Raw genomic sequence first — 24,628 nt, 5'->3', positions numbered from 1 at the left:
CAACACTCTGGATGGAAGGGAACGGATGAGCCTGGATCTCGATTTTCTGTACAACATGAACGAGGGGCCATTGCGCTCCGGCCTGATCGTGCTGGGCGTGGCCCTGGTTTCGGTGCTGGTGGCCATTCTCCTGCACCGCATGGGGGTGGCGCTGGTGCGGCGCCTGGCACGCGGGCGGCCCTTCACCACGACGGCCACCCAGGTCACCTTCAATGCCAGCCGTACCTGCGTGATCCTCTTCATGCTGCGCCTGGTGCTGGCCGGGGCGCCGGACAACACGCCGGGCCTCACCCGCATCTCCTACCTGACTTCGGTGGCCTTCATCCTGGCGCTGACCTGGTTCCTCATGCGCTGCGTGAAGTCGGTCAGCACCACGGTCATCAACCTCAATCCCTATGATGTGGCCGACAACCTCAAGGCCCGCCGCATCCTGACCCAGACCCGCGTGCTTTCGCGCAGCGCCTATTTCATCATCGCCTTGCTGGGTCTGGCCTTCGTGCTGCTGACCCTGCCCGGCGCGCGCCAGTTCGGTGCCAGCCTGCTGGCGTCGGCCGGGGTGGCCGGCATCGTCGCCGGTATTGCGGCCAAGCCGGTGCTGGGCAATTTCTTTGCGGGCCTGCAGATTGCGTTTTCGCAACCGATCCGCATCGATGACGTGCTCATCGTCAAGGGCGAATGGGGACGCGTGGAAGAGATCACCGGCACCTTCGTCGTGGTCAGGATCTGGGATGAGCGGCGCATGATCGTGCCGCTGCAATGGTTCATCGAAAATCCCTTCGAGAACTGGACCCACACCTCCTCCACCATCCTGGGCACGGTGTTCCTGTGGCTGGATTTCACGGTGCCGACGGCGGCCATCCGCGCCGAATTCGAGCGTGTCTGCCAGACCCTGCCGCTGTGGGACAAACGGGTCTGCGTGATGCACGTGACCGATACCAGTGAGCGCAACATGCAGGTCCGCCTGCTGGTCTCGGCCAGGGATTCGGGCTCGGCCTTCGACCTGCGCTGCCAGATCCGTGAACACATGATCGGCTTCATCGCCAGCAACTATCCGGATGCCCTGCCCCGCCTGCGTGCCGAGGTGTCGCCGCGCAACCAGCCGGAGGCGCTCGACACCATCATCGATGGCGCGCCGGGAGAGAAAAGCAGCTGAACAAAACAAAGCGGGCCGCACTTTCGTGGGGCCCGCCTGGAGGGGAATCTGGCGCGCCGGCTGGTCCGGGCGCCTTTTTTGCGACCGCAACTTATTGATTCGAGATGGAGAGCTCGCCATTGGCGCGGGCTTGGGCCAGTTCGGCGCGCACTTCGTCACGGCTCTTGGTGGAGGCCACGACCTTGACGTTCTGGTCGCGATCGCTCACCAGCAGCTGGCCATTGGCGCGGGCTTGTTGCAGCTCGGCGACGACATCGGCGCGGGTCTTGGTGGAGACGAAGCGGGTTTCAGCGGGGTACTGGGCTTCAGCCATGGCAGCGCCAACGGCGGTGGTCAGCAGCAGGCCGGCAAACAGGTTCTTGGCAATGTTCATGGTGTTCATGATGGGTTCCTTTTCAGTGAGAGAGGATGCGCACGTCAACCCGTTCCGGAGGTGTTGGATCAGTCATCGCGTGCTGTCATCGTGAAACCAAGTTTAGAGAGTCCCACCTCAAAGAAAAAGCCGCAAAACCGGAATTCATTGTTCCGTAAAACACTAACAATTCAGGATTGCCGGATGCCGCCGCCGACCGGCCTCGCCGTGAGGAGATTCGCAGCTTCCTCCGCGCAGAGATCACGAAGAAAAAACTTAGAACGTCTATCGATCGTTTCTAAGAATGAAGGAACACAAAAACTTAGGAAAACGCGATCGGCAGGTTTGCCGCAGGGATGGTCGCAATACAGGGAAAATCATCCTGCATTGCGTCCAAATGGCAGGCGGGCCACACTACCGGCGACAGAGTGAGAGAGTGTCGCTTTCGTGGGCCCGCCTGGGGAGAAACGCTGTCGCCGGCCGTGCCGGCGCGGTGTGATGCTGGTGCGTCAGCAATTACTGGTTGGAGATGGCCAGTTCGCCATTGTTGCGTGCCTGGACCAGTTCGGCGCGCACTTCATCGCGGGACTTGGTCGAGGCCACGGCCTTGACGTCCTGGTCACGGTCGCTCACCAGGAGCTGGCCGGTGGCGCGGGCTTGCTGGAGTTCAGCGATGACTTCGGCGCGGGTCTTGGTGGAGACAAACTTGGTTTCCGGCACGTAGGAGGCTTCAGCCATGGCGGCGCCAACAGCGGTAGTCAACAGCAGGCCAGCGAAAAGGTTCTTTGCAATGTTCTTGGTGTTCATGATCGTTCCTTTGTGAGTGAGGAGATGAGCACGTCAACCTGGGCCGACGTTGGTGGTTCAGTCGTTGTGTGCTGTCATCTTGGGTTCAAGTGTAGAGTTACACGGCGTCCGGATAAAGAAGCCAAACCGGAATTCATCATTCCGGAATTCAGAACAAGCTCATCGCCAAAAACTTATAACTCGATATCACCAAAACTAATAAACGTGAAATTCGAAATTTAAGGTTTTAAGTGTGGAAGGAGCACAGCCATTTCCTCTCTCCACAGAGGAGAAACGAGATAAAAATGGACAGCACTTGTCCTTCAGAAAACTTAGAAAATGGGAGGGATGAAATGCATCGATCTGCAGAGGGTGGAAGCGGCTGGATGCAGCTGTGCCGATATACGCGGGACGCAGGAAAGGCAGGCGGGCCACACTACCGGCGACCGAGGGGAGAGAACGTCGCTTTCATGGGGCCCGCCTGGGGAGAGACTGTCGCAGCGGGGTCGCCGCTACGCATGCTGCTGCCTGGACCGGGTGGGTGTGCCCGGCCGGGGCGATAGGGTCCAGCAGTTGCCGATTACAGCGAGGGTGCCTGGGTGTTGCTGATGGCGCTGCCGTCGCGGCGGGCTTGTTGCAGTTCCTGCTGCACTTGGGCGCGGGTCAGGGTCGAGTGGAAGGTCTTGTCCACGGGATACTGTTCGCTCACCAGCAGTTCGCCATTGGCGCGGGCTTCCTTCAATTCGGCACGCACGTCGGCGCGGGTCTTGGTGGAGACGAAAGGCTTGTCGGCCGGATACTGGTCGGTGACCAGGACTTCGCCGTTGGCGCGGGCCTGTTGCAGGTCGGCGATCACTTCGGCGCGGGTCTTGGTCGAGACGATACGGGTTTCGGCGGGATACGGTGCTTCGGCCATGGCGGCGCCAACGGCGGAGGTGAGCAGCAGACCGGCAAACAGGTTCTTCGCAATATTCTTGGTGTTCATGATCGTTCCTTTGTGAGTAAGAGGATGAGCACTTCAACCTGTGACTACCCTTGTGGTTCAGTCGTTGTGTGCTGTCATCGTGGAACCAAGTTTAGGGATTCAAGCCGTCCGGAAAAAGCGGACAAAGCGGAATACATCATTCCAGATATGCGAACAATCAGTTTTTTCGAGGCTGTATCGGGGATTTTGTCTTGCAACTGCACATGGCGTTCTGACAATAAACTGCATATCGACCAACCTAAGGGAATAGATAACTTATTGATTTATATGGGATAAGTCCCGAAAGCACTCATATCGGCCCGATTGAAACCATTTCCAGTATTGCGCTGCCACATAGATTTTTCTATCGAGGGGATAGTGAATGCCAATGACTTGTTCAAGAAATTTGAGCAAGTTTTTCAGGCAGATGAGGAGCCAGCGTGAAGCCCGGCGTGCAGGCCTTTTCACCCTTGTTCATTCGCGGCTGATGATGAAAAACGGCAGTCCCGGGGCGTTTGCCGGGCTGGCAGTTCCTGCTTGTTACGATTGCTTGCATCGCTCACCGACGCTTGCACTTTCGCCCGAACCTTGCGGCGCAGGGCGTGCTCAGAGCTTCACGCATGACGCAAGTGGAGCTGTGCGGTGGTACGCGAAACCGCTCATCAATTTGCGGCATCGGGGAAGCTGAGAATCAGGCCTTGTCCGACATAGCGCAACAGCAAGCTTGCCTATAGTGATGGACATGGATCACTGATCCGGCGTCCCGACATTCCTGATTGTTGAAGCCTCGGGCTTTTTGATAAACACAACGCAAGGAGGTAAGCATGAAGACTCGTCACATCCTGATTTCGTCCCTGTTCATGGCCCTGGCCGGCAGCGCTATGGCTCAAAATGCACCGACCAGCGGCAACGTTGTTGGTGCAGCACCGGCCGCTCCCATGAGCGCGACTGCGACCACGCCTTCGGCAGCGCCTTCCAACGACCCGTTCGTCCAGAAGCGCCAGGCTGATGCCGACGCCAAGGCCGAGTACAAGGCACAGAAGAAGGCTGCCAAGCAAGAATACAAGGCCGACAAGAAGGCTGCCAAGGCGCAGCTGAAGCAGGAAAAGAAGGACTCCACTGCCCAGCGCAATGAAGCCCTGGCCGCATCCCCGGCCACCCCGACTGACAAGACTCCCTGATTTGACCATCTGAGGTCTTGAGGATTATCCCCGGCTGCGGCCGGGGATTTTTTTTGTCCGCGCGTCTCAGCTGCGGCGCTTGCGCGTGTGGCCGACCGACACCTCCGGCTCGGCCGCGATGCGGGCGGGCAGGGTTTCCATCAACCAGTCGATGAAGACCCGCAGGCGCTGGCTCACATGCCGGTTCTGCGGATAGACCACATGGAAAGGATAAGCCGGTGGTCGCCAGGCTCGCAGGATCTCCACCAGCGCCCCGCTCTCCAGCGCCGCACGTGCGGCATAACCGAAGGTCTGCACGATCCCCAGCCCGGCCACGGCTGCGGCCAGGTGGGCGTTGCTCTCATTGACGCCCACGCGGTGTTCCACCTTGATCTCCAGTTTTTCCGCGCCGCGCGCGAAGCGGAAGGGAAACGCGCGCCCGTTCTGCGGCGACAGGTAGCTCACCAGCCGGTGGCCGTTCTTCAATTCCTCCGGGTAGGCAGGTGTGCCGAACTGCTTCAGGTAAGCCGGCGCGGCACAGGTCAACAGCGCGGCATCGCCGATGTGGCGCGCCACCAGCGAGGAACTGTCCAGCGCACCGCCACGGATGACGCAGTCGATGTTGTCGCTGATGAGATCGGCGGAGCGGTCCGACACGCCCAGGTCGATGCGGATATCCGGATAGCGTGCCGTGAAGCCGGGCAGCGCCGGGACCAGCACGTCACGCGCAGTGGAGCCGCCCACGTCAACGCGCAGGTGGCCGCGCGGCTTGCTGCGGGCGACGTTGAAGGAGGTGTCGATATCCTCCAGGTCGCGCAGGATGCGGGTGGTCTTCTCGTAGTAGTCGCGCCCTTCCGGCGTGACGGTCACGCGGCGGGTGGTCCGCTGCAGCAGCCGCACCCCAAGGTGCGCCTCCAGCTCCTGCACCTGTTTGCTCAAGGTTGCATTGGGCATGTCCAGCGAATCAGCGGCGCGCGTGAAGCTGCCCGCCTCCACCACGCGCACGAAGCCACGAATGGCCATCAGTTGATCCATGTTGCCCGGGTCCTTTCAGCTTGGCTGTGGGGAAAGAGTCGAATTGATTATCCACCGATGTAGATAGTCATTTCGATTTTACACACTTTATCCACAAAGCCCGCCTCGCTAAAGTGCAGGCATGCCTTCACCGCAAGACGGCCCGGCCGAAGCGGCACAGGCATCAACCCTCTTCCCAATGGCAGCAAACATTTTCAAGGAGCATCACCATGAACAAGCAACTCGACGGCAAGATCGCACTCGTCACCGGCGGCACCACCGGCATCGGCCTGGCCACCGCCCAGGAACTGGCCGCCCAAGGGGCGCGCGTCTTCATCACCGGCCGCCGCCAGGCCGAACTCGATGCGGCCGTGGCCAGCATCGGCGCAGCTGCGACCGGCATCCGGGCGGATGCCTCGGTGTTGTCCGAGCTCGACCAGGTCTATGCGCAGATCGCCAAAAGCGCAGGCAAGCTCGACATCCTCTTCGCCAATGCCGGCGGTGGCGACATGATGCCGCTGGGTGCGATTACCGAGGAGCACTTCGATCGTATCTTCGGTACCAATGTGCGCGGCGTGCTCTTTACCGTGCAGAAGGCCTTGCCATTGCTGGTCGATGGCGCTTCGGTGGTGTTGACGGCGTCCACCGTATCGATCCAGGGCACCGCCAATTTCAGCGTCTACAGCGCCAGCAAGGCCGCCGTGCGCAACTTCGCCCGCTCCTGGGCGCTGGACCTGAAGGACCGTGGCATCCGCGTCAACGTCGTCAGCCCGGGTCCGGTACGTACGCCTGGCCTCGGTGGGCTGGTGCCCGATGAAGCGCGCCAGGGCCTGTTCGATTTCCTCGCCGCACAGGTGCCGCTGGGTCGCCTGGGTGAGCCGCAGGAAATCGGCAAGGCAGTGGCCTTCCTGGCCTCCGACGCAGCCAGCTTCGTCAATGGCATCGAGCTGTTCGTGGATGGCGGCATGGCGCAGGTGTGATATGCCCCAAAGCACGCAAGTAGGCTTCCCCGAATATCGACGACTATCGACGGATGCCGTCTATATTCAACCCGTCGATATTGAGTTTGCTCTGATGCGCAATTCGGTCTTGAATTGACTTTCTTATTTCATGGAAAAGTGGCTCGACTTTCTCGTCGAGCTCTTTCCATGCTTTCTGTTGCATTTCCCAATCTTCGATCTCACGGCCCATTGATTTGGTGACGCTTGCAGACCATAGCAGTTCTCTTATGCGATCGAATTGGTCACGCAGGTTTTCTGGCAAAAAGATGCTGTTTCTTGCCGAGTAGTTTTGGAACTCTCGAATCGCTTTTTGCGCCAGTGCTCCTCTGTGGTTGTCAGATATCTTGTTATAAGCCTTTTGTCGCTCGCGCGAAATATAAATACTTTTTAGATATTTTTTTTCGCTATTGCTTAAGTGTGTGAGTTCTTCAACAAACTCTACCCACTCCTCCTCCTGCAAACGGCCTACATCTACATAAGACTGAAGCGGTGAGATCACCCATTTGAGAGTGTTCATTGCTTCGTCTAGAAGCCCCCATGCCTCCGGCAGTACCTCAAACTCCTTTTGGTGAATTCGATTTAACCCACTTGCCGCAGTATCTAGTCTTTGCTTTAGCTCGGACAGTTCAAATTGATATCGATATTCGACTGATTTGAGTCGCTCGCTAAATTTACTGTCCAGCCATTTCTCTCCCAGCGTTTTGAAAAGGACAAATGCGATGGCCGCAGGTCCTCCCGCATACAAGATCATTGCCCCAAGGAATTTGGTGATCTGCTCTTCCATTGCTCCCCCTCTTGTTCTGATGAGGAATTATGTTAGCCGATCAAGCGAAGGGTGAGCGAGGACGAAGCCTCTAGAGACGTCCCTGCCGCCACAAGCGCCGCGCCAGCCAGGCCGCCGTCACCACCTGCAACAGCATGAAGGCCGCCACCGCATTCCAGCCCGAGTGTTCCCAGAACCAGCCCCCGGCCGAACCGAGGATGCTGCCGCCCAGGTAGTAGGACAGCAGGTAGAGCGAGGCCGCATGCCCGCGGCCGCTGCTGGCCATGCGCCCGACCCAGCTGCTGGCAGCCGAATGGGTGGTGAAGAAGCCGATGGTCAGCAGCACGATACCCGTGATCACCAGCGCCAGCGAGGAGGTGCAGGTCAGGAACAGTCCGGCGCACGAGGTGGCGATGCCCGCAGCCACCAGCGGTGCGCGTCCATAACGGTCGGCCAGCGAGCCGGCCCATGAAGAAGACACGATGCCGAAGATGTAGGCGCTGAAGATCAGCCCGGTGAGCGTGGCCGAGAGCGAGAACGGCGGGCTCATCAAACGGAAGCCCGCATAGTTGTACGAGGTGGCGAAGATGCCCATGTTCAGCGCGGCGATGCCGAAGGTCAGCGGCAGGCGCGCATGGCCGAGATGGCGCCTCCACAGGGCCAGGTGATCGCGCAGCTGCATCGTGCCGTTGCGCACGAAGTTGCGCGAGGCCGGCAGCATCATCACGAAGGCCACCGCCAGCGCGAGATCGAGCGCACCGATGGCCAGCATGGCGTGACGCCAGCCGATGTGCTCGGAAAGCGTACTCATCGCCACCCGCCCGACCATCCCGCCAAAGGCATTGCCGCCCACGTAGAGACCCATCGCATAACCCAGTCCCCCGGCATCGATTTCTTCGGCGAGGTAGGCCATGGCCACCGCCGGCACGCCGCCCAGGGCCATGCCTTCGAGGGCACGGGCCACCAGGATCATTTCCCAGTTCGGGGCCACGCCGGCCAGCAGGTTGCAGCAGGCGGCCGTGGCCAGCGAGGCGAACATCAGTTCCTTGCGGCCATAACGTTCCGAGACCATGCCCGCCAACAGGATCGACACCGCCAGGAAACCGGTCGACAGCGACAGCGCCAGCGAAGCGCTGGCCGCTCCGATATGGAATTCACGGGCAAAGGCCGGCAGCAGCGGTTGCACGCAATACAGCAGCGAGAAAGTGGCGAATCCTGAGCAGAACAGTGCCAGCACGATGTTGCGGTAGGCGGCCGAGCCGCGCACGGCCCCGCGCGGCAGGCTGGCTGCAGGTTTCCTGGCGGGAGCGGCGGCGCTGTGGCCGGCAGCGGTGCCGGCCTTGGGAGAATCCGAGAGGGATTGCATGGCAATGTGCGCACCGGGAAGGTGGCCGGTGCACGGGGTGTGTTGTGGAGGAAGGCAGTCTGGAATAAATCCGCTATATTGTCCAATATATGGCAGACACCCTGCCCATCTATGAAACAGATATCACAAGACCTGCCCTCTCATCATCATGGAACTCCGACACCTTCGCTATTTCCTCGCCGTGGCCGAACAGCGCAGCTTCACCCGCGCAGCCGAGAAGGTCGGCATCGGCCAGCCTCCCCTGTCGATGCAGATCAAGGACCTGGAAGCCGAGATCGGTGGCGCCCTGTTCCTGCGTACCTCGCACGGGGTCGAGTTGTCGGAGGTGGGCCGCGTCTTCCTGCCGCACGCGCAGAAGGCGGTCGACGACGCCGAGCAGGCGCTGCGCGCGGCCCAGCAGGCTGCCAGCGGTGAAGTGGGTTTGTTGCGGATGGGATTTACTTCATCGGCGGTGTTTCATCCGGTGGTGTCGCATGCCCTTCAGCAGTTTCGCGAGCGTCACCGCAAGCTGGAGATCTCCCTGAGCGAAGGCATCACCGAACAGTTGCTGGCCGATATCGCCGCCTCACAGCTGGACGCGGCCTTCGTGCGCATCGTCACCACGCCCTCGGCGGAGCTGGGCGTGGTCGAACTGCCGGCGGAAAAACTGAAGGTGGCGCTGCCGCGCTCGCACCCGCTGGCGCGGCGCAAGTCGCTGCACCTGCAGGACCTGGCCGGGGAGAATTTCATCATGGTCCCGCGCGGCAAGGGGTCGGCGCTCTATGACAATATCTTCAGCGCCTGCCAGGCCGCCGGCTTCGATCCGCAGGTGATCCAGCTGGCCCCGCAGTTGACCTCGGCCATCAACCTGGTCGCGGCCGGCCTGGGCATTTCCATCGTGCCCGAGGCGATTGAACAGGTGCAGCTGGCCCAGGTGCGCTACATCGACATCCGCGAGCCGGCACCGCGCGCGCAACTGTCGCTGGCCTATCACCGGCAGTCGATCGCGGCCTCGCGCTTTGCGGCGCACTTGCAGCGTTCGCTCAAGCGCAGCGCGCCTGACAAGTGAATGGAATACAAGCCTTAGTTGGACTTGAAGCGCCCCAAGACCGAGTTGGCCTGCCGCAGGAAGGCGCGCGGATGCGCTTCCACCAGCAGTTCCAGCGCGGGCAGCATGCGCTCCAGGGCGATGGTCAGGGCGATGTCGCTGATCTCCTCGCCCCACAGCACCTTCTGCACGAAGGCCGCCGGGCCGATCTCGGCGATCAGGCTCATGCTCATCTGGCGTTCCAGGGTATCGGTGCGCGGACCGAAGGTCTCGTCGAAGATGCGCAGGATGGCCTCTTCCAGCTCCACCCACTGCGCGCGCTGATCCGCTTCTGCTTCGGCTTCGTGGCGCTGCTTCTCCAAGAGTGCGGGATCGATCGGCGCCGGCATCTGGCTGTTCTCAATGAGTGCGCTGGCTTCCCCGGCCATGCGGCTTAGTTGCTGCACGTGCAGCGTCAGTGCGCTGATCTCCGCGAGCAAGGTGCGCAGCGGCATCTGCTGCGGCATGTCTGCTCCGGCTGGCCCTGCTGGATGTGGAATCATCTTGTTGTTGTCACTCAGGCCACAGGCCCGGTCCCGTGCAAGCTGCTTGAATCGATCGCGCCAACCTGGCCACCCCCACGCGGCCCTGCTGGCTCCCAGTCATCCGGCCTGCGCAGCCGGTCATTCATTTCCATGCGGAAACAAAAATAAGTATAGTGCGCTGCAAAAATTTACGCATGGAAATTTCAACGGAATTCGGCGAAGAAGCGACACCAATGCCGTGAATATTGCTTGAATGATAAAAGAAAATGACGGAGTTGCGTTTCTTTCATTATCTGTAATCCAACACTTTGATGCGGATTGCACCGGTTCTGCTGCGGCATATCGCCGCAGCAGAACCGGCAAGCCCGCAGGATGCGGCTTGGCGGGCTGACCCGCGTCACCGTTCGTCAGGCGTTTCTCAGGGTGAAGCAATATAATGAGAATCGTTCCTGAATCCCGATCAGAAGAAAATCCATGCGTCTTACTGAATTAGCCAAGGGGGTCGGCGCCATCGTCGACCAAGTGACCGACCTGCACGCCGCCGACGCGGTCGCCGCCCGCCTGCGCGATCTTGGCTTCGTGCGCGGTGAGCCGGTGCGGGTGGTGGCCAGCGCCCCCTTTGGCGGTGACCCCATCGTGGTGCAGATCGGTTCGACGCGCTTTGCCCTGCGCCGCGCCGAAGCCGAGCGCGTCAGGCTGGCAACGGGAGCCGCAGCATGAGTAGCGGCTCCCTCAACATCGCCCTGGTGGGCAATCCCAACTGCGGCAAGACCGCCCTCTTCAACCAGCTGACCGGGGCGCGCCAGAAGGTCGCCAACTATGCCGGCGTGACGGTGGAACGCAAGTCCGGTGCCTTCACCGCCCCTTCCGGTCGCCACGTGCGGGTGGTCGACCTGCCCGGCGCCTACAGCCTGCAATCGGTGAGCCCCGATGAACGCGTGACGCAGGCGGTGCTGCAGGGACGCTATCCTGGCGAAGCCGTTCCGGACCTGATCGTCTGTGTGGCCGATGCCACCAATTTGCGCCTGCACCTGCGCTTCGTGCTGGAAGTGCGCCGCCTGGGCCGGCCCATGGTGCTGGCGCTGAACATGATGGATGCGGCCGCCCGGCGCGGCATCCGCATCGACGTGGCGGCGCTGTCGCAGCGCCTGGGCATGCCGGTCATCGAGACCATTGCCGTCAAGCGCGGGGGCACGCGCGCGCTGGTGGCGGCCATCGATACGCAGGCGCCGGTCCCCTCGGCGGCGGTCCAAGAGCCCGACGACCTCCACGCGGAAGTGCGCGCGCTGCTGGCCGACACCGTGGTGATGCCGGCCCCGACCGATCGCCGTGATGATGCGATCGACCGCATCGCCCTGCATCCGGTCTTCGGGGTGCTGTTGCTGGCGCTGACCATGTTCCTGGTGTTCCAGGCGGTGTATGCCATCGGCAAGCCGATGACCGATGCCATCGCCGATGGCTTCGGCACGCTCGGCGGCGTGGTCGGTGAGTGGCTGCCGGAGGGCCCTTTGCGCGGGCTGGTCACCGATGGCCTGCTGGCCGGGCTGGGCACGGTGCTGGGCTTCCTGCCGCAGATCCTGGTGCTGTTTTTCTTCATCCTGCTGCTGGAGGAATCCGGCTACCTGCCCCGCGCGGCCTTCGTGCTGGACAAGCTCATGGTCTCGGTGGGCCTGTCGGGCCGATCCTTCATCCCCCTGCTTTCCAGCTTCGCCTGCGCCATTCCCGGCATCATGGGCACGCGCAGCATCACCGATCCGCGTGACCGCCTGGCCACCATCCTGGTCGCCCCGCTGATGACCTGTTCGGCGCGCCTGCCGGTGTATGCCCTGCTCATTGGCGCTTTCATCCCGCATCGTCCGGTGCTGGGCATCTTCAACCTGCAAGGGCTGGCGCTGTTCTGTCTCTATGTGGCGGGCATTGCCGCCGCCATGCTGGTGGCCTGGGTGGCCAAGCGCATCGGCCGCTCGCGCCAGGAACGGGCGCTGTTGATGGAGCTGCCCTCCTATCGTCTGCCGCACTGGCGCGATATCGCGCTGGGCCTGTGGGAACGCGGTGCCATCTTCCTCAAGCGCTTGACCGGCGTGATGCTGGCGCTGACGGTGCTGATGTGGGCCATCTGCACCTTCCCCTCGGCACCGGAGGGCGCGACCCGCGCCGCCATCGACTATTCCATCGCCGGTTACATCGGCCACAGCCTGCAAATGCTGTTCGCTCCGCTGGGCTTCAACTGGCAGATCAGCCTGTCGCTGATCCCCGCCTTCGCCGCGCGGGAGACCGCCGTGGCCACGCTGGCGACCGTCTATGCGGTGGGCGGTGAAGAAGGCGCGGCGCTGCAAAGCGCGCTGGCTGCGCACATCTCGCTGGCCAGTGCGCTGTCGCTGATGGTGTGGTTCGCCTTTGCGCCGCAGTGCATGTCCACGCTGGCCATCATCCGCCGCGAGACGCAATCCTGGCGCATGGTGGCGCTGTCCTTCGGCTACATGTTCTTGCTGGCGTATGCCGCTTCCTTCCTGACCTACAACATCGCAAGGTGGCTGGCATGAATCACGCGCTGTGGTGGCAATACGCGGTCATTGCCGCGCTGGTGATGGCCAGTGCGCTCTACATGCTGCGCAAGCTGGCGCCTTCGATGAGCTGGCGCTGGCAGGCGCGGCTGGCGAGCTGGCTGATTCGTCGTCGTGCGGGGATGTGGCAGGCCCTGGGCCGGCGCTGGTTGCCGCCCGCCAAAAGCGGTGGCTGTGGTGGCGGTGCGTGTGATGGCTGTGGCGATAGCGGTGATGCCCTGCCGCCGCTGGAACAGAAGATCCAGTTCCATCGCCGCCGCTGAATCCCGGATCCGGCGCGGCGGCGAGGCTTGTGCTCAGTGCAGCTCTTCGGCTTCGAACCCGGCCGCGCGCAAGGCTTGCAGCACCTGGGCCAAGTGCGGGCGACCACGGGTTTGCAGCACCAGTTCGATATCCACGTTTTGTGCGGCCAGGAGCGTAAAGGCGCGCTGGTGGTGCACTTCATCGATGTTGGCACCGGCTTCGGCGACGATGCCGGTGATGCGCGCCAGCGTGCCGGGCACGTCGCGTGAACTGACCTTGACGCGGGCCAGGCGTCCGGCACGTACCATGCCGCGTTCGATGATGGCGGTGAGCAACAGCGGATCGATGTTGCCGCCCGACAGCACCAGTCCCACGCGCTTGCCGCGGAAGCGGTCCGGATAGCGCACCAGCGCAGCCAGTCCCGCCGCACCAGCCCCTTCCACCAGCGTCTTTTCGATTTCCAGCAGCATCAGCACGGCCTGTTCGATATCGCCTTCATCGACCAGCAGCAGCTCGTCGGCTTCGCGCGCGATGATGGCGCGGGTCAGCGTGCCGGGCGTGCCCACGGCGATACCCTCGGCGATGGTGCTGGCGCCGACCGGGTGTTCGGTCCCCTTGACGGCATTGACCATGGTCGGGAAGCGGCGTGTCTGCACGCCCACGATCTCGATCTCCGGCTTGATGGCGCGTGCGGCCACGGCCATGCCGGCCAGCAGGCCGCCGCCGCCGATGGAGACCACCAGGCAATCGAGGTCCGGCACGGCCTTCATCATCTCCAGCGCGACCGTCCCCTGGCCGGCGATGATGGCTTCGTCGTCATAGGGATGGACGAAAGTCAGGCCCTCTTTCTCGGCCAGTTCATAGGCATGGGTGCGGGCCGCTTCCAGGGTGTCGCCATGCAGCACCACGTTGGCACCGAAGCCGCGGGTGCGTTCGATCTTCACGCCGGGCGTGAAGCGCGGCATGACGATGGTGGCCGGCAAGCCCAGGCGCTGCGCGTGATAAGCCACACCCTGTGCATGGTTGCCGGCCGACATGGCCACCACGCCGCGCGCACCGCCTTCGCTGGCGGCGACGTCGACCATCTTGTTGCAGGCGCCGCGCTCCTTGAAGGAGGCGGTGAATTGCAGGTTTTCGAATTTCAGGAAGACCTGGGCGCCGACGATCTGGGACAGCGTGCGCGATTCCACACAGGGTGTCTCCAGGATCTGGCCTTGCAGCCGCTGGGCGGCGGCTTCGATGTCGTTGAGCGTTGTCATGCCGAGATTGTAGAGCCAATGGGGTGATTTGTAGCAGTTCGGGCATACCGCCACCAAGAACGCGCCGAAAGCAAAGTCATGGGCCGTTCCGCTTGCAAATTCGAAAATCCATCGCGTAACTTTTTGCCTGCTCGGTGATAACCAGTACCTGGGCAATTGCAGTCCAGACAACACAAAATTTCTTTGCAAGTGGCCATTGAAGTCCGCCGCAGTGCCGACTACAGTAAAGACTCGTCGCGCCGCCAGCTGCTTCCACCAGGAGACAACAGCCAGCCCGGATGCGGCACCCGGAAGTGGCGCGCGCCCTTCCTTCTCACGCAGATCCGAACAGTCTCAGCAGTTCTCACCCAGGAGATACCCATGAGCATGGCCACCCGGCAACCGGATGTCCGATCGTCCCCGCCCCTGCCCTTCAGTCCCCTCGTTCCCCCGCGCGAACGCGCGCGCTACCACCAGCGCACCACACCGCTGCTGTTGAAACTGGTGGAACTGGATCCGCGCGAAGTCGTGGACGGCATCATGACCCCCAACGGCTTCCTGGCCGCTGACGTGACGCCGGTGGGCCCGATGCGCGAGGCTTGCCCGCATTGTGAAGGCGTGGCGCTGCAGCTGGTGTTGCGGCATCACCATGTCAAGCGCAGCCATCTGTTCTGCCGCGTATGCACGCGCGTGTATGACGCGTTCAACGAGAGCGGGCATTCGGTGTTGACGGTGTGAAGCCGTTCAATAGCGTGAAGCAAGCGTCGATGTTATCGGCGCTTTTTTTTTGCTTGCAGCAAGCTCCGGTCATCCCATTCCCTGCGTAGGGTTTGTTGATAATCGCCATTTTTGGTTGGAAGCAATTTCCATATGCCGAACGGGTCGGGCACGGGCCTGTGGGGTTTGTCCATGAGCGTAGTGTCGATTGCGATATGAGGATGCGATGTTCCCCTGCCAGCATCCATTTCGCCATCGAAGTTTCTGGAACATTCTTGACGACCTCAAGCGGTAACACAGTAGAATCAGCCCCCTCAACGCAACAAAAGAGATGCCAATGGAATATGCGTACAAGCTGATGGCCTCCCCGGCCGGTTTGCTCAAGTTGGTGGCCAAGGGGGATCACCTGGCAGCTATCCTGTGGGAGGACGACGACGCCCTGCGCGTGCGCCTGGGTGAGATGGTGGAGGATGAAGACCGTCCGGTCCTGATCGAAACCGAACATCAGCTGCGCGAATACTTTGCCGGCGAACGCGACAGCTTCGACATCCCGCTGCATTTCGAAGGCACCGAGTTCCAGCGCCAGGTGTGGTCGGCCCTGCTCGACATCCCTTATGGCCAGACCCGCACCTATCTCGATATCGCGCGCCAGCTCGGCAACGAGAAGGCGGTGCGCGCCGTGGGGGCGGCCAATGGCCGCAATCCCATTTCCATCATCGCGCCCTGCCACCGCGTCATCGGCGCCGGAGGCGAACTGACCGGCTTTGCCGGCGGGCTGCACGTCAAGAAACTGCTGCTGGCCGTCGAGGGGATTTCCACCGAGGGCTGCGATATCGGCCAGGTCATCGATCCGCGCCGCAAGGCGCAATCGCGGCGACGCGAAGATCCCAACCAGCTGTCGCTGCTGTAAGTCCGAAAACGCAACTAACTTCCCTGCAACAGCCAGCCTGGCCGTGCAGCGTGCTCAGCGCTGCATGCCCCACCTCTTCACGGTCACGCGTTCCAGCGTATTGAAGACCAGGTTTTCTACCAGCAGACCGATGAGGATCACCATGGCCAGGCCGGCGAAGACCTTGTCGGTATAGAGTTCGTTGCGATTCTGGAAGATGTACCAGCCCAGTCCGCCTTTGCCGCTGGTGGCACCGAAGACCAGCTCGGCAGCGATCAGCGTGCGCCATGCAAACGCCCAGCCGATGCGCAGTCCCGCCAGGATGGAGGGCAGGGCGGCCGGCACCAGCACCTGCAGCACGAAGCCCAGGCCGCGCAGGCCATAGTTGCGGCCGGCCATGCGCAGGGTCTCCGAGACCCCCAGGAAGCCCGCATAGGTATTGACCGCCAGCGCCCACAGCACCGAATGCACCAGCACGAAGATCAGGCTGCCTTGGCCCAGCCCGAACCACAGCAGGGCGATGGGCAGGAGCGCAATGGCCGGCAGCGGGTTGAACATCGAGGTGAGGGTGCCCAGCAGGTCGCGCCCGAATTGCGTCGATACCGCCAGCGTGGTCAGCACGAAGGCCGCCACGATGCCCAGCAGATAGGCCTTCAGCAGCACCTGCAGCGACAGCCAGGTCTTGCCGAACAGCTCGCCCGTCTTGAGACCGTCGAGGAAGGCCTGCGCCGTCTGCAGGAAGGTCGGCAGCAGCAGGTCATTGTTCTGCCAGCGCGCGATGCCTTCCCACACCAGCGCCAGCAGCAGCAGGATGGCGCCCTTGCGCACCCAGCCCTGTTGCCAGATGCGCTGGGGCAGCGAGAACTGGCGCTGCAGCACCAGGCCGGGCAGGGGAGTCAGCGGCAGTTCGTATTCGTCGCGGATCGGGGGAGTCTGGGGCATGGCGTATTTCGGTCTTTAGTAAGAAAAGCGGACATCGCTGAAATTGATGACCGGTGCCGCTGCGCTGGCCGAGCCGGTTTCGCCGCCTTCATCGAAGAGCAGGCGATGGATGCGCTGGGCGGTCTGCTGGAAGCCCACGCCACCCAGGCTGGACAGATCGTACTGGTGGCTGTTGATCTCGGCGCGCACGCGGCCCGGATGCTGCGAGAGCAGCAGGATGCGGTTGCCCACCACCAGTGCCTCTTCGATGGAGTGCGTCACGAAGAGCAGGGTGAAGCGCACCTCATCCCACAGCGCCAGCAATTCTTCCTGCATCTTGCGGCGGGTCAGCGCATCGAGGGCGGCGAAGGGCTCATCCATCAGCAGCATCTTGGGTTGCATCGCCAGCGCGCGGGCAATGGCCACGCGCGCCTTCATGCCGCCCGAGAGCGTATGCGGATAGGCATCAGCAAAGCGCGCCAGGCCGACCTTCTCCAAGTAATGGCGGGCGCGCTCGGCGGCTTCGCGCTTGCCCAGCGTGCGCGAGGCCAGGAGCGGGAACATCACGTTCTGCAGCACCGTCTTCCACGGCGGCAGCTGGTCGAATTCCTGGAACACCACGATGCGGTCCGGCCCCGGTTGATGCACCACCTGGCCATCGAGACGGATCTCGCCACCGGCCGGCGGCAGGAAGCCCGCGACCGATTTGAGCAGGCTGGACTTGCCGCAGCCCGAGGGGCCCAGGAGCACGAAGCGATCCGCCGGATGCACGTCGAAACTGACTTCATGCGTGGCCTGCACCACGGCCGTGGCGCTGCGGTATTGCAGGCTCACGCGGTCCACCTGCAGCAGCGGCTGCAGACTGGCGGCGGCGCTCACGCTGGCGGTTTCAGCTGCCGGGTTGTGCATACGCTTCCTCGAAGAAGTAATCCTTCCAGCTGCTGGCGCGATTCTTCAGCACGCCCAGCGCATGCAGCTGCTCGGCATAGACGAAGGTGCGCTCGGGCGAGACGGTGAAGTTGATTTCCGGGTCTTCCACGATCCTGCGCACGAACTCCGGCGCGAGCTTGGACTTCTGCACGCGGATGAAGGTATCGGCTGCCTTGGCCTTGTTGTTGCGCACGAACTCGGCCGCTTCCACCAGCGCCTTGTAGAAGGCACGGTAGGTCTTGGGGTTTTCGTCGTGGAATTTCTGGGTGGTGTAGAGCACGTTGAAGGTCGCCGGTCCACCCATGATGTCGTAAGAGCTGATGACCTTGTGCACCTTCTTGTTTTCCAGCGCCTGGTACTGGAAGGGCGGGCTGGAGAAGTGCGCATTGATTTCCGAGCCGCCCGCGATCAGGGCCGCCGTGGCATCCGGATGGGAGAGGCTCACGCTGATGCTGTCGAAGCGCTTGAAATCTTCCTTGCCGAATACCCTGGCGGTCTCGATCTGCAGCGTGCGCGACTGGAAGCCCACACCTGCCGCCGGGACGGCGATGCGATCCTTGTCGCTGAAGTCCTTGATGGTCCTGACATTGGGATTGTTGCTCAACAGGTAGTTGGGCATGGATCCCAGCGAGGCAATCGCCTTGACGTTCTGGCGGCCGCGCGTGCGGTCCCACAGCACCAGGGCCGGCGGCGCACCGGCCGAGACCACGTCCAGGGCCCCGGCCAGCAGGGCTTCGTTCATGCCGGTGGCGCCCGACAGGCTGGTCCACTCGACCTTGATGTCCACGCCTTCCTGCTTGCCGTATTTTTCGATCAGCTTCTGGTCCTGCACGACGTCGAGGATCAGGTAGCCGATACCGAATTGCTGGGCGATGCGGATGCTGCCTTCGGCGCGCGCCATCAGCGGCGCGCCCAGCAGCGACAGCGCCAGGGTGGTGGTGAACAGACGCCGCAGGCGCCCCTTGGAAGAGAGTCGTGTAGTCATGGTGTCCTGTACTGTGGAGTCCGGCCGGCTTCGGTGGAGAATCCGGCAGTGGATGTGCGGTGTCGGCTTAGAACCGTCATGCTGGTAAAACGCGGTTCTTTATTCGTTCGGAGTATATAAAGGGCAGGGGAGAAAGAAAAACTCGATTACCGCATATCGATATGCGGCCGGGGTATAGGCCGCAAGCCCTTGTCCGGCGCGGCTTCCAGGCGATATGAAGATTTTTTCGGCAGTGCAATTCCGGAACCGCGTCCGTGCGCGGCTGTCAAGTTCCGCAAGCCAGGCGAGAGGCGCGCGCGCAACGCCAGGAGGTCGTCAGCGGCATTTTGAGCGCACCACGGGTAGAGTGCGCTAAAGTACGCGTCCTGCCCGGACAGTGGCCAGCCCTCCCCGCCGAGGGTGGCGTCTGCCCCCAGAACCTGTCCGCCGGCACTCTATTTGAAGAAGCAAAGGGAGCAAGATGGGTTCATCTCATACCAATTCAGGCCTTTCCCTCCGGTCGACCAAATTCCACCTGATTACCCTGGCGGCGCTGGGTGTGGTGTTTGGCGATATCGGTACCAGCCCGCTGTACGCATTGAAGGAATGTTTCAGCCCCGACCATGGCATCGCCTTTTCCCCGGGCGCGGTGCTGGGCATCATCTCGATGCTGTTCTGGTCGATCTCCATCGTGGTCACCATCAAGTACGTCATGTTCGTGCTGCGCGCCGACAACAACGGCGAAGGCGGCGTGCTGGCGCTGATGGCGCTGTCGCTGCGGTCAGCCATCTCAGGATCGCCGCGCGCCAAGCTCTTGATGATGCTGGGTGTCTTCGGTGCCTGCATGTTCTATGGCGACGTCGTCATCACGCCGGCCATCTCCGTGCTCTCGGCGGTGGAAGGGCTGGAGATCGCCGCGCCGAGTACGGCGCATGCGGTCATACCGCTCACCTTGGCGATCGTGGTGGTCCTGTTCCTGATCCAGCGGCATGGCACCAGCGTGGTGGGCCGCTTCTTCGGTCCGGTGATGTTCCTGTGGTTCTTGTCGCTGGCGCTGCTGGGCCTCTACAACATCGTCAAGGCGCCGGAAGTGCTGGTGGCGATCAACCCGTATTACGCCGTGCACTTCATGGCCGAGCACTCGCTGCAGGCCTTCATCGTGCTGGGTTCGGTGGTGCTGGTGCTGACCGGGGCCGAGGCGCTGTATGCCGACATGGGCCACTTCGGCATCAAGCCGATCCGCTACGCGTGGCTGTTTACGGTCATGCCCTCGCTGCTGATCAATTACTTCGGCCAGGGGGCCAACCTGATCGCCAATCCCAAGGCCATCACCAACCCCTTCTACCTGATGATCCCCGAGCCGCTGGTGCTGCCCATGGTGGTGCTGGCCACCTGCGCCACCGTGATTGCCTCGCAGGCGGTGATCTCGGGTGCCTTCTCGCTGACCAGCCAGGCCATCCTGCTGGGCTTCGTGCCGCGCATGCGCATCCTGCATACCTCCGAGGATGAACAGGGCCAGATCTACATCCCCCTGATCAACTGGATGCTGCTGGTGGTGGTGGTGGCGGTGGTGCTGGCCTTCAAGAAATCCGACAACCTGGCCGCCGCCTACGGGGTGGCCGTGACCACCACCATGGTGATCACCACCATGCTGCTGGGCGTGGTGATGCGCCACATCTGGAAGTGGCGCATGCCGGCCGTGGTCGTGGCCATCGGCTGCTTCCTGGTGGTCGACGTGGCCTTCTTCGCGGCCAACCTGCTCAAACTCACCGAGGGTGGCTGGTTCCCGCTGGTCATCGGCGGCGCGGCCTTCTTCCTGTTGATGACCTGGTACTCGGGCCGCATGCTGCTGCGCATGCGCATCAAGGATGACGGCATTCCCATCGAGCCCTTCATCGAAGGCCTGCTGGCGCATCCGCCGCATCGCGTGGGCGGTACCGCCGTCTTCATGACCGGCAACATCGCTACCGTCCCGGTCGCCCTGCTGCACAACCTGAAACACAACCGCATCCTGCATGAGCGCGTGTTCTTCCTGAAGATCAGCATCTGGGACGTGCCCTACGTGGCCGACAGCGAGCGCCTGACCATGAAGGAGCTGGGCGGCGACGTCTACCTGCTGCGCGCGGCCTTCGGTTTCAAGGAAGCGCCGGAAGTGCAGAAGGTCATGACGCTGACCGAACAGCAGTTCGGCCATCACTTCGACCTGATGGATACTTCCTTCTTCCTGGCGCGCGACACGGTGGTGCCGAGCAAGCTGCTGGGCATGTCGCTGTGGCGCGAGCGCCTGTTCGCATGGATGTACCAGAACGGCGCCAAGCCTTCGGACTTCTTCCACATCCCGGCCAACCGCGTGGTGGAGCTGGGCACCAAGGTGGAAATCTGAGCGGCACAGCACTGGCCGCGTGAGACAAAGGCAGGGCCGTCCTTCGGGGCGGCCCTGTTTTTTTGCGGAGGCGCCGGGAATTATCGTGGCGGCAGCGTGATGGGCAGCGGTGAGGTTGGCTTGACCTCTTCCAGGCAGATCATGGAGCGCAGCCCGGCCACACCGGGGACCTGCATCAGCCGGTCGGTGAGGAAGTGCGACAGGCTCTTGAGATCCTGCGAGACCACCTTGAGCAGGTAATCGAAGTCACCCGAGATGGTGTAGCACTCGACGATTTCGGGAAAGGCCTTGATCACCTTTTCCACTGCGCGCACCTGCTTGAATTGCGCCCGGTCCAGCGAGAGCGACACGAAGGCCGTGACATTGAGCCCGACCTCAGCCGGCGCTACCAGGGCGGCATAGCGGCGGATCACGCCCTGCTCCTCCAGCGCACGCACGCGTCGCATGCACTGCGGCGGCGAAAGGTGGATGCGCTCGGCCAGGTCGACGTTGCTGATCTGGCCGTCGGCTTGCAGCAGTTCCAGGATCTTGATGTCGATCTTGTCCATATGATTCATCGCGGAGAAATAATATTTCGTCATCATGGCAAATCATGACGAAAAACGAAAGCCTGTTTCGCTCCGTTGTCGATAAGATTTCATCCATCGCCACTGCCGAGGCAGCCCCTGCACAAAAGGCTGATGCATCATGGTCAAGTACATCGGAACGTCGGACCTGCAAGCCCATCTGGCCAGGCATTGCTTGCCGGAGGTGATTGGCGGCATGGTGCAGTACCTGCGCGAAGACTTCCTGCGCTGGCCGCAGTTCGACAAGAGCGCACGCGTGGCCAGCCACTCGGCGCGCGGGGTGATCGAGCTGATGCCCATTTCGGATGGACGCTGGTATGCCTTCAAGTACGTCAACGGCCATCCCGCCAATACGGCGCAGGGTTTGCTGACGGTCACCGCCTTCGGCGTGCTGGCCGAGGTGGCCAGCGGCTATCCGCGCCTGCTGTCGGAACTGACCCTGACCACGGCCTTGCGCACGGCGGCGACCTCGGTGCTGGCGGCGCAGCACATGGCGCGCCCGAACAGCCGCAGCATGGCACTCATCGGCAATGGTGCGCAGGCGGACTTCCAGGCCATTGCTTTCCATACCCAGCTGGGTATCACGGAGTTGCGGCTCTTTGATGTCGACCCGGCTGCCACCGACAAGCTGGTACGCAACCTGCGGAACTGGCCTGCGCTGCGGCTGGTCCGCGCACGCAGCACGGCCGAGGCGGTGGCCGGGGCCGACATCGTCACGACGGTCACGGCCGACAAGCGCCGTGCCGTGATCGTGCATCCGGACATGATCGAAGCCGGCATGCACATCAATGCCGTCGGTGGCGATTGCCCCGGCAAGACCGAATTGCATCGGGGCGTGCTGGAGAAAGCGCGCGTGGTCGTGGAATTCGCACCGCAATCGCGTATCGAAGGGGAAGTGCAGCAGATGCCGCCGGACTTTGCCGTGACCGAATTGTGGGAAGTGCTGGCCGGCAAGTGGCCTGGCCGCCGCGATGCCCATGAGGTGACGGTCTTCGATTCGGTCGGTTTCGCGCTGGAGGATTTCTCGGCGCTGCGCTACCTGGATGACCACATCGGTGCGCATCAGGCGCAGCAGATCGATCTGGTCCCCGCACTGGACAACCCCAAGGACTTGGTTGGCTTGGCCATCCCCGTCCTTCCCTACAAGGAACAGGCAAACGCATGAACAAGATCAGGATGATGGGCGCCCCCACCGACGTGGGCGCCAGCCGCCGTGGTGCCTCCATGGGACCGGCCGCCCTGCGCGTGGCCGAGCTGCAGCGCAGCCTGCAGCAGCATGGATTGGAAGTGATCGATGGCGGCGACCTGGGCGGTCCGGCCAATCCGCAGCAGCCACCGGTGCAGGGATTGCGCCATCTGGAACAGGTGGTGCAGTGGAATCAGGCCGTCTTCGATGCGGTATCGGGCAGCCTGGCCGAGGGCGAAGTCCCGCTGCTCATGGGCGGTGACCATGCCCTGGCAGTCGGTTCGATTGCCGCCGTGGCGCGTCGCTGCCGCACCCACGGCAAGGACCTGCGCGTGCTGTGGCTGGATGCCCATGCCGATGCCAATACCAGCCAATCCACCCCGACCGGCAACATCCATGGCATGCCGGTGGCCTGTCTGCTGGGCGTGGGGCCCGACGCGCTGACCCGCATGGGCGGCCAGACGCCGGCCATGCAGCCGCAGCAGATCTGCCAGATCGGCATCCGCAGCGTGGACCGCGAAGAAAAGCGCCACCTGCGCGAACTGGGCGTGCGCGTCTTCGACATGCGCCACATCGATGAATACGGCATGCGCGCCACCATGCAGGAGGCGCTGGCCGGCATGGGGCCGGATACCCACCTGCACGTGAGTTTCGATGTGGATTTCCTCGATGCCGCGCTGGCTCCGGGTGTGGGCACGGCCGTTCTGGGCGGCCCGACCTATCGCGAGGCCCAGCTGTGCATGGAGATGATCGCCGATACCGGCCGTCTTGCTTCGCTGGACGTGATGGAACTGAACCCGGCCTGCGACGTGCGCAACCAGACCGCTGAGGTGGTGGTGGACCTGGTCGAAAGTTTGTTCGGGAAATCCACACTGATTCGCTGAGTTTGGCTGACGCCTCTCATTGCATGCAATTGGAGGTTGAAGGATTGCGGGCAATGCCCGATCATTCAGGGTTTTGTCGCGTCCGGCGGGCAGGAGCAGGGTAGTCACCTGGCATTCCCGTGCGCCGGGAAGCGCCCGCACGCCGGGGCGGAAGCGATGTGCGCACGCATCTTGCTCTCCCGGTTCACTCCTCCGTCAGAAAGAAGTCATCATGTCCTTCAAGAAATTGTTCACCCTGGCCGCCAGCGCGCTGGCCCTGTCCTGTGCTGCCGGCAGCACCTTCGCGGCTGACCAGACCTACGTGGTCGGCGCCGGCGGTACCTACCGCCCCTTCGAATTCGAAACCCCGAAGAAGGAACTGGTCGGCTTCGACATCGACCTGATCAAGGCCATCTCGCAAGCGTCCAACTTCAAGATCCAGCTGGTGAGCACGCCCTGGGAAGGCATCTTCGCCACCCTCGGCCAGGGTGACCGCGACATCATCATCTCCGGCATCACCATCACCGACAAGCGCGCCCAGATGGTCGACTTCTCGCTGCCGTACTTCCCGGCCGAGCAAGTCATCATCACCAACGCCGATGCCAAGATCACCTCGCTGGCCGACCTGAAGAAGACGCAAGTGGCCGTGGTCAACTCCACCGCCGGTGACATCGTGGTCTCCGAAGAACTGGGCAAGGCCAGCACCGCCATCCACCGTTTCGACAACACCGTGCTGATGCTGGAAGAACTGTATCGCGGCGGCGTTGACGCGGCCGTGGGCGACGTGGGCGTGATCAAGTTCTACATCAAGAGCCATCCCGAGAAGAAGTTCAAGGTCGTCGGTGACACCAAGTTCGTGCGCCAGTACTTCGGTATCGCCGTCAAGAAGGGCAACAAGGAACTGCTGGACAAGATCAACGCCGGCCTGAAGCAGATCGTCGCCGATGGCACCTACGCCAAGATCTACAAGACCTGGTTCGACGGCGAAGTCCCGACCCTGCCGCTGAAGTAATCCTTCCGGCCCCGGGCCCCGGTGGCCGGGCGCCTGCCTGAG

General features: G+C 62.5%; 25 protein-coding genes. 13 read left to right on the top strand and 12 right to left on the bottom strand.

What is annotated here, in order from left to right:
* Positions 1 to 25 precede the first annotated feature (25 nt).
* Complete coding sequence (locus FYB76_RS16995; RefSeq protein WP_154134366.1) at positions 26 to 1,153, top strand: mechanosensitive ion channel family protein; 1,128 nt, start codon at positions 26 to 28, stop codon at positions 1,151 to 1,153.
* 91 nt (positions 1,154 to 1,244) lie between these two features.
* Here the strand turns inward: FYB76_RS16995 and FYB76_RS16990 are convergent, their stop codons facing one another.
* The 3 genes from FYB76_RS16990 to FYB76_RS16980 all read right to left on the bottom strand — a co-directional run bounded on the left by FYB76_RS16990 (position 1,245) and on the right by FYB76_RS16980 (position 3,276).
* The gene (locus FYB76_RS16990) at positions 1,245 to 1,535 is read right to left on the bottom strand and encodes a DUF4148 domain-containing protein (protein ID WP_154134365.1); all 291 of its coding nucleotides are present in this window, start codon (positions 1,533 to 1,535) and stop codon (positions 1,245 to 1,247) included.
* Between the two features lie 486 nt (positions 1,536 to 2,021).
* Positions 2,022 to 2,312 (bottom strand): DUF4148 domain-containing protein, encoded by a 291-nt coding sequence (locus tag FYB76_RS16985; protein WP_154134364.1) that lies wholly within the window; start codon positions 2,310 to 2,312, stop codon positions 2,022 to 2,024.
* Between the two features lie 559 nt (positions 2,313 to 2,871).
* Positions 2,872 to 3,276 (bottom strand): DUF4148 domain-containing protein, encoded by a 405-nt coding sequence (locus FYB76_RS16980; RefSeq protein ID WP_088757159.1) that lies wholly within the window; start codon positions 3,274 to 3,276, stop codon positions 2,872 to 2,874.
* An 803-nt stretch (positions 3,277 to 4,079) separates the two neighbouring features.
* Here FYB76_RS16980 and FYB76_RS16975 point away from each other — a divergent pair.
* Complete coding sequence (locus tag FYB76_RS16975) at positions 4,080 to 4,436, top strand: hypothetical protein (RefSeq protein WP_154134363.1); 357 nt, start codon at positions 4,080 to 4,082, stop codon at positions 4,434 to 4,436.
* 66 nt (positions 4,437 to 4,502) lie between these two features.
* Here the strand turns inward: FYB76_RS16975 and FYB76_RS16970 are convergent, their stop codons facing one another.
* A complete protein-coding gene (locus tag FYB76_RS16970) occupies positions 4,503 to 5,450 on the bottom strand; it encodes a LysR family transcriptional regulator (RefSeq protein WP_154134362.1) in 948 nt (315 codons plus the stop codon).
* A 209-nt stretch (positions 5,451 to 5,659) separates the two neighbouring features.
* Between FYB76_RS16970 and FYB76_RS16965 the strand changes: the two genes are divergently transcribed.
* The gene (locus tag FYB76_RS16965) at positions 5,660 to 6,409 is read left to right on the top strand and encodes an SDR family oxidoreductase (RefSeq protein ID WP_154134361.1); all 750 of its coding nucleotides are present in this window, start codon (positions 5,660 to 5,662) and stop codon (positions 6,407 to 6,409) included.
* A gap of 43 nt (positions 6,410 to 6,452) precedes the next feature.
* On the opposite strand, the gene FYB76_RS16960 is transcribed toward FYB76_RS16965, so the two are convergent.
* Both FYB76_RS16960 and FYB76_RS16955 read right to left on the bottom strand, forming a co-directional pair.
* Positions 6,453 to 7,214: a hypothetical protein gene (locus tag FYB76_RS16960; protein ID WP_154134360.1), complete on the bottom strand. Its 762-nt coding sequence runs from the start codon at positions 7,212 to 7,214 to the stop codon at positions 6,453 to 6,455.
* 70 nt (positions 7,215 to 7,284) lie between these two features.
* Positions 7,285 to 8,559: an MFS transporter gene (locus tag FYB76_RS16955; protein ID WP_154134359.1), complete on the bottom strand. Its 1,275-nt coding sequence runs from the start codon at positions 8,557 to 8,559 to the stop codon at positions 7,285 to 7,287.
* 148 nt (positions 8,560 to 8,707) lie between these two features.
* Between FYB76_RS16955 and FYB76_RS16950 the strand changes: the two genes are divergently transcribed.
* Entirely contained in the window at positions 8,708 to 9,607 is a 900-nt protein-coding gene (locus tag FYB76_RS16950; RefSeq protein ID WP_088757164.1) for a LysR family transcriptional regulator, read from the top strand.
* A 14-nt stretch (positions 9,608 to 9,621) separates the two neighbouring features.
* On the opposite strand, the gene FYB76_RS16945 is transcribed toward FYB76_RS16950, so the two are convergent.
* On the bottom strand, positions 9,622 to 10,092 hold the full coding sequence (locus FYB76_RS16945) for a hypothetical protein (RefSeq protein WP_088757165.1): 471 nt from the start codon (positions 10,090 to 10,092) through the stop codon (positions 9,622 to 9,624).
* Between the two features lie 492 nt (positions 10,093 to 10,584).
* On the opposite strand from FYB76_RS16945, the gene FYB76_RS16940 reads away from it, so the two are divergent.
* The 3 genes from FYB76_RS16940 to FYB76_RS16930 are packed head-to-tail and all read left to right on the top strand — an operon-like array spanning position 10,585 to position 12,937.
* Positions 10,585 to 10,830: a FeoA family protein gene (locus FYB76_RS16940; protein WP_154134358.1), complete on the top strand. Its 246-nt coding sequence runs from the start codon at positions 10,585 to 10,587 to the stop codon at positions 10,828 to 10,830.
* On the top strand, positions 10,827 to 12,653 hold the full coding sequence (locus FYB76_RS16935; RefSeq protein ID WP_154134357.1) for a ferrous iron transporter B: 1,827 nt from the start codon (positions 10,827 to 10,829) through the stop codon (positions 12,651 to 12,653). Before FYB76_RS16940 ends, FYB76_RS16935 begins: the two co-directional genes overlap by 4 nt.
* Positions 12,650 to 12,937 (top strand): DUF6587 family protein, encoded by a 288-nt coding sequence (locus tag FYB76_RS16930; protein ID WP_154134356.1) that lies wholly within the window; start codon positions 12,650 to 12,652, stop codon positions 12,935 to 12,937. The genes FYB76_RS16935 and FYB76_RS16930 overlap by 4 nt, the downstream gene beginning before the upstream one ends.
* Before the next feature lie 33 nt (positions 12,938 to 12,970).
* Here FYB76_RS16930 and FYB76_RS16925 read toward each other — a convergent pair whose 3' ends face one another.
* On the bottom strand, positions 12,971 to 14,176 hold the full coding sequence (locus FYB76_RS16925) for a threonine ammonia-lyase (RefSeq protein ID WP_088757169.1): 1,206 nt from the start codon (positions 14,174 to 14,176) through the stop codon (positions 12,971 to 12,973).
* Positions 14,177 to 14,536: 360 nt separating this feature from the next.
* Between FYB76_RS16925 and FYB76_RS16920 the strand changes: the two genes are divergently transcribed.
* Positions 14,537 to 14,893 (top strand): hypothetical protein, encoded by a 357-nt coding sequence (locus tag FYB76_RS16920; RefSeq protein ID WP_088757170.1) that lies wholly within the window; start codon positions 14,537 to 14,539, stop codon positions 14,891 to 14,893.
* A 316-nt stretch (positions 14,894 to 15,209) separates the two neighbouring features.
* Positions 15,210 to 15,782, top strand: coding sequence for a methylated-DNA--[protein]-cysteine S-methyltransferase (locus tag FYB76_RS16915; protein ID WP_154134355.1), 573 nt, complete (start codon positions 15,210 to 15,212; stop codon positions 15,780 to 15,782).
* A gap of 54 nt (positions 15,783 to 15,836) precedes the next feature.
* On the opposite strand, the gene FYB76_RS16910 is transcribed toward FYB76_RS16915, so the two are convergent.
* Genes FYB76_RS16910 through FYB76_RS16900 form a run of 3 tightly spaced genes read right to left on the bottom strand, consistent with a single transcriptional unit; the run spans position 15,837 to position 18,597 of the window.
* Entirely contained in the window at positions 15,837 to 16,703 is an 867-nt protein-coding gene (locus FYB76_RS16910) for an ABC transporter permease (RefSeq protein ID WP_088757172.1), read from the bottom strand.
* A gap of 15 nt (positions 16,704 to 16,718) precedes the next feature.
* The gene (locus tag FYB76_RS16905; protein WP_154134354.1) at positions 16,719 to 17,591 is read right to left on the bottom strand and encodes an ABC transporter ATP-binding protein; all 873 of its coding nucleotides are present in this window, start codon (positions 17,589 to 17,591) and stop codon (positions 16,719 to 16,721) included.
* Positions 17,572 to 18,597: an ABC transporter substrate-binding protein gene (locus tag FYB76_RS16900; RefSeq protein ID WP_154134353.1), complete on the bottom strand. Its 1,026-nt coding sequence runs from the start codon at positions 18,595 to 18,597 to the stop codon at positions 17,572 to 17,574. The genes FYB76_RS16905 and FYB76_RS16900 overlap by 20 nt, the downstream gene beginning before the upstream one ends.
* Positions 18,598 to 19,057: 460 nt before the next feature.
* On the opposite strand from FYB76_RS16900, the gene FYB76_RS16895 reads away from it, so the two are divergent.
* The gene (locus FYB76_RS16895; protein ID WP_088757175.1) at positions 19,058 to 20,959 is read left to right on the top strand and encodes a potassium transporter Kup; all 1,902 of its coding nucleotides are present in this window, start codon (positions 19,058 to 19,060) and stop codon (positions 20,957 to 20,959) included.
* A gap of 80 nt (positions 20,960 to 21,039) precedes the next feature.
* Here the strand turns inward: FYB76_RS16895 and FYB76_RS16890 are convergent, their stop codons facing one another.
* Positions 21,040 to 21,507: an Lrp/AsnC family transcriptional regulator gene (locus FYB76_RS16890; protein ID WP_083859554.1), complete on the bottom strand. Its 468-nt coding sequence runs from the start codon at positions 21,505 to 21,507 to the stop codon at positions 21,040 to 21,042.
* Between the two features lie 139 nt (positions 21,508 to 21,646).
* Here FYB76_RS16890 and FYB76_RS16885 point away from each other — a divergent pair, with 139 nt between their 5' ends.
* The 3 genes from FYB76_RS16885 to FYB76_RS16875 all read left to right on the top strand — a co-directional run bounded on the left by FYB76_RS16885 (position 21,647) and on the right by FYB76_RS16875 (position 24,586).
* Complete coding sequence (locus FYB76_RS16885) at positions 21,647 to 22,690, top strand: ornithine cyclodeaminase (protein WP_154134352.1); 1,044 nt, start codon at positions 21,647 to 21,649, stop codon at positions 22,688 to 22,690.
* Positions 22,687 to 23,595 (top strand): arginase, encoded by a 909-nt coding sequence (gene rocF / locus FYB76_RS16880; RefSeq protein ID WP_154134351.1) that lies wholly within the window; start codon positions 22,687 to 22,689, stop codon positions 23,593 to 23,595. Before FYB76_RS16885 ends, rocF begins: the two co-directional genes overlap by 4 nt.
* A 211-nt stretch (positions 23,596 to 23,806) precedes the next feature.
* Positions 23,807 to 24,586, top strand: a complete 780-nt coding sequence (locus tag FYB76_RS16875) for a basic amino acid ABC transporter substrate-binding protein (protein WP_088757178.1) — start codon at positions 23,807 to 23,809, stop codon at positions 24,584 to 24,586.
* The last annotated feature ends 42 nt before the right edge of the window (positions 24,587 to 24,628 follow it).

It is taken from the genome of Herbaspirillum sp. CAH-3, from assembly GCF_009668275.1.
In the GTDB taxonomy this organism is placed as follows: Bacteria; Pseudomonadota; Gammaproteobacteria; order Burkholderiales; family Burkholderiaceae_D; genus Herbaspirillum; species Herbaspirillum aquaticum.
The sequence above is the reverse complement of the archived record's forward strand: the minus strand, read 5'-3'. Positions and strand labels throughout refer to the sequence as shown.

Bases quoted from the DNA above. Each gene is read 5' to 3' on its own strand.
- FYB76_RS16935 (WP_154134357.1), top strand. From the start codon at position 10,827: ATGAGTAGCGGCTCCCTCAACATCGCCCTGGTGGGCAATCCCAACTGC.
- rocF (WP_154134351.1), top strand. From the start codon at position 22,687: ATGAACAAGATCAGGATGATGGGCGCCCCCACCGACGTGGGCGCCAGC.
- FYB76_RS16970 (WP_154134362.1), bottom strand. From the start codon at position 5,450: ATGGATCAACTGATGGCCATTCGTGGCTTCGTGCGCGTGGTGGAGGCG.
- FYB76_RS16960 (WP_154134360.1), bottom strand. From the start codon at position 7,214: ATGGAAGAGCAGATCACCAAATTCCTTGGGGCAATGATCTTGTATGCG.
- FYB76_RS16950 (WP_088757164.1), top strand. From the start codon at position 8,708: ATGGAACTCCGACACCTTCGCTATTTCCTCGCCGTGGCCGAACAGCGC.
- FYB76_RS16930 (WP_154134356.1), top strand. From the start codon at position 12,650: ATGAATCACGCGCTGTGGTGGCAATACGCGGTCATTGCCGCGCTGGTG.
- FYB76_RS16920 (WP_088757170.1), top strand. From the start codon at position 14,537: ATGAGCATGGCCACCCGGCAACCGGATGTCCGATCGTCCCCGCCCCTG.
- FYB76_RS16940 (WP_154134358.1), top strand. From the start codon at position 10,585: ATGCGTCTTACTGAATTAGCCAAGGGGGTCGGCGCCATCGTCGACCAA.
- FYB76_RS16975 (WP_154134363.1), top strand. From the start codon at position 4,080: ATGAAGACTCGTCACATCCTGATTTCGTCCCTGTTCATGGCCCTGGCC.
- FYB76_RS16995 (WP_154134366.1), top strand. From the start codon at position 26: ATGAGCCTGGATCTCGATTTTCTGTACAACATGAACGAGGGGCCATTG.
- FYB76_RS16965 (WP_154134361.1), top strand. From the start codon at position 5,660: ATGAACAAGCAACTCGACGGCAAGATCGCACTCGTCACCGGCGGCACC.
- FYB76_RS16985 (WP_154134364.1), bottom strand. From the start codon at position 2,312: ATGAACACCAAGAACATTGCAAAGAACCTTTTCGCTGGCCTGCTGTTG.
- FYB76_RS16905 (WP_154134354.1), bottom strand. From the start codon at position 17,591: ATGCACAACCCGGCAGCTGAAACCGCCAGCGTGAGCGCCGCCGCCAGT.
- FYB76_RS16945 (WP_088757165.1), bottom strand. From the start codon at position 10,092: ATGCCGCAGCAGATGCCGCTGCGCACCTTGCTCGCGGAGATCAGCGCA.
- FYB76_RS16895 (WP_088757175.1), top strand. From the start codon at position 19,058: ATGGGTTCATCTCATACCAATTCAGGCCTTTCCCTCCGGTCGACCAAA.
- FYB76_RS16955 (WP_154134359.1), bottom strand. From the start codon at position 8,559: ATGCAATCCCTCTCGGATTCTCCCAAGGCCGGCACCGCTGCCGGCCAC.
- FYB76_RS16915 (WP_154134355.1), top strand. From the start codon at position 15,210: ATGGAATATGCGTACAAGCTGATGGCCTCCCCGGCCGGTTTGCTCAAG.
- FYB76_RS16885 (WP_154134352.1), top strand. From the start codon at position 21,647: ATGGTCAAGTACATCGGAACGTCGGACCTGCAAGCCCATCTGGCCAGG.
- FYB76_RS16925 (WP_088757169.1), bottom strand. From the start codon at position 14,176: ATGACAACGCTCAACGACATCGAAGCCGCCGCCCAGCGGCTGCAAGGC.
- FYB76_RS16875 (WP_088757178.1), top strand. From the start codon at position 23,807: ATGTCCTTCAAGAAATTGTTCACCCTGGCCGCCAGCGCGCTGGCCCTG.
- FYB76_RS16980 (WP_088757159.1), bottom strand. From the start codon at position 3,276: ATGAACACCAAGAATATTGCGAAGAACCTGTTTGCCGGTCTGCTGCTC.
- FYB76_RS16990 (WP_154134365.1), bottom strand. From the start codon at position 1,535: ATGAACACCATGAACATTGCCAAGAACCTGTTTGCCGGCCTGCTGCTG.
- FYB76_RS16900 (WP_154134353.1), bottom strand. From the start codon at position 18,597: ATGACTACACGACTCTCTTCCAAGGGGCGCCTGCGGCGTCTGTTCACC.
- FYB76_RS16890 (WP_083859554.1), bottom strand. From the start codon at position 21,507: ATGGACAAGATCGACATCAAGATCCTGGAACTGCTGCAAGCCGACGGC.
- FYB76_RS16910 (WP_088757172.1), bottom strand. From the start codon at position 16,703: ATGCCCCAGACTCCCCCGATCCGCGACGAATACGAACTGCCGCTGACT.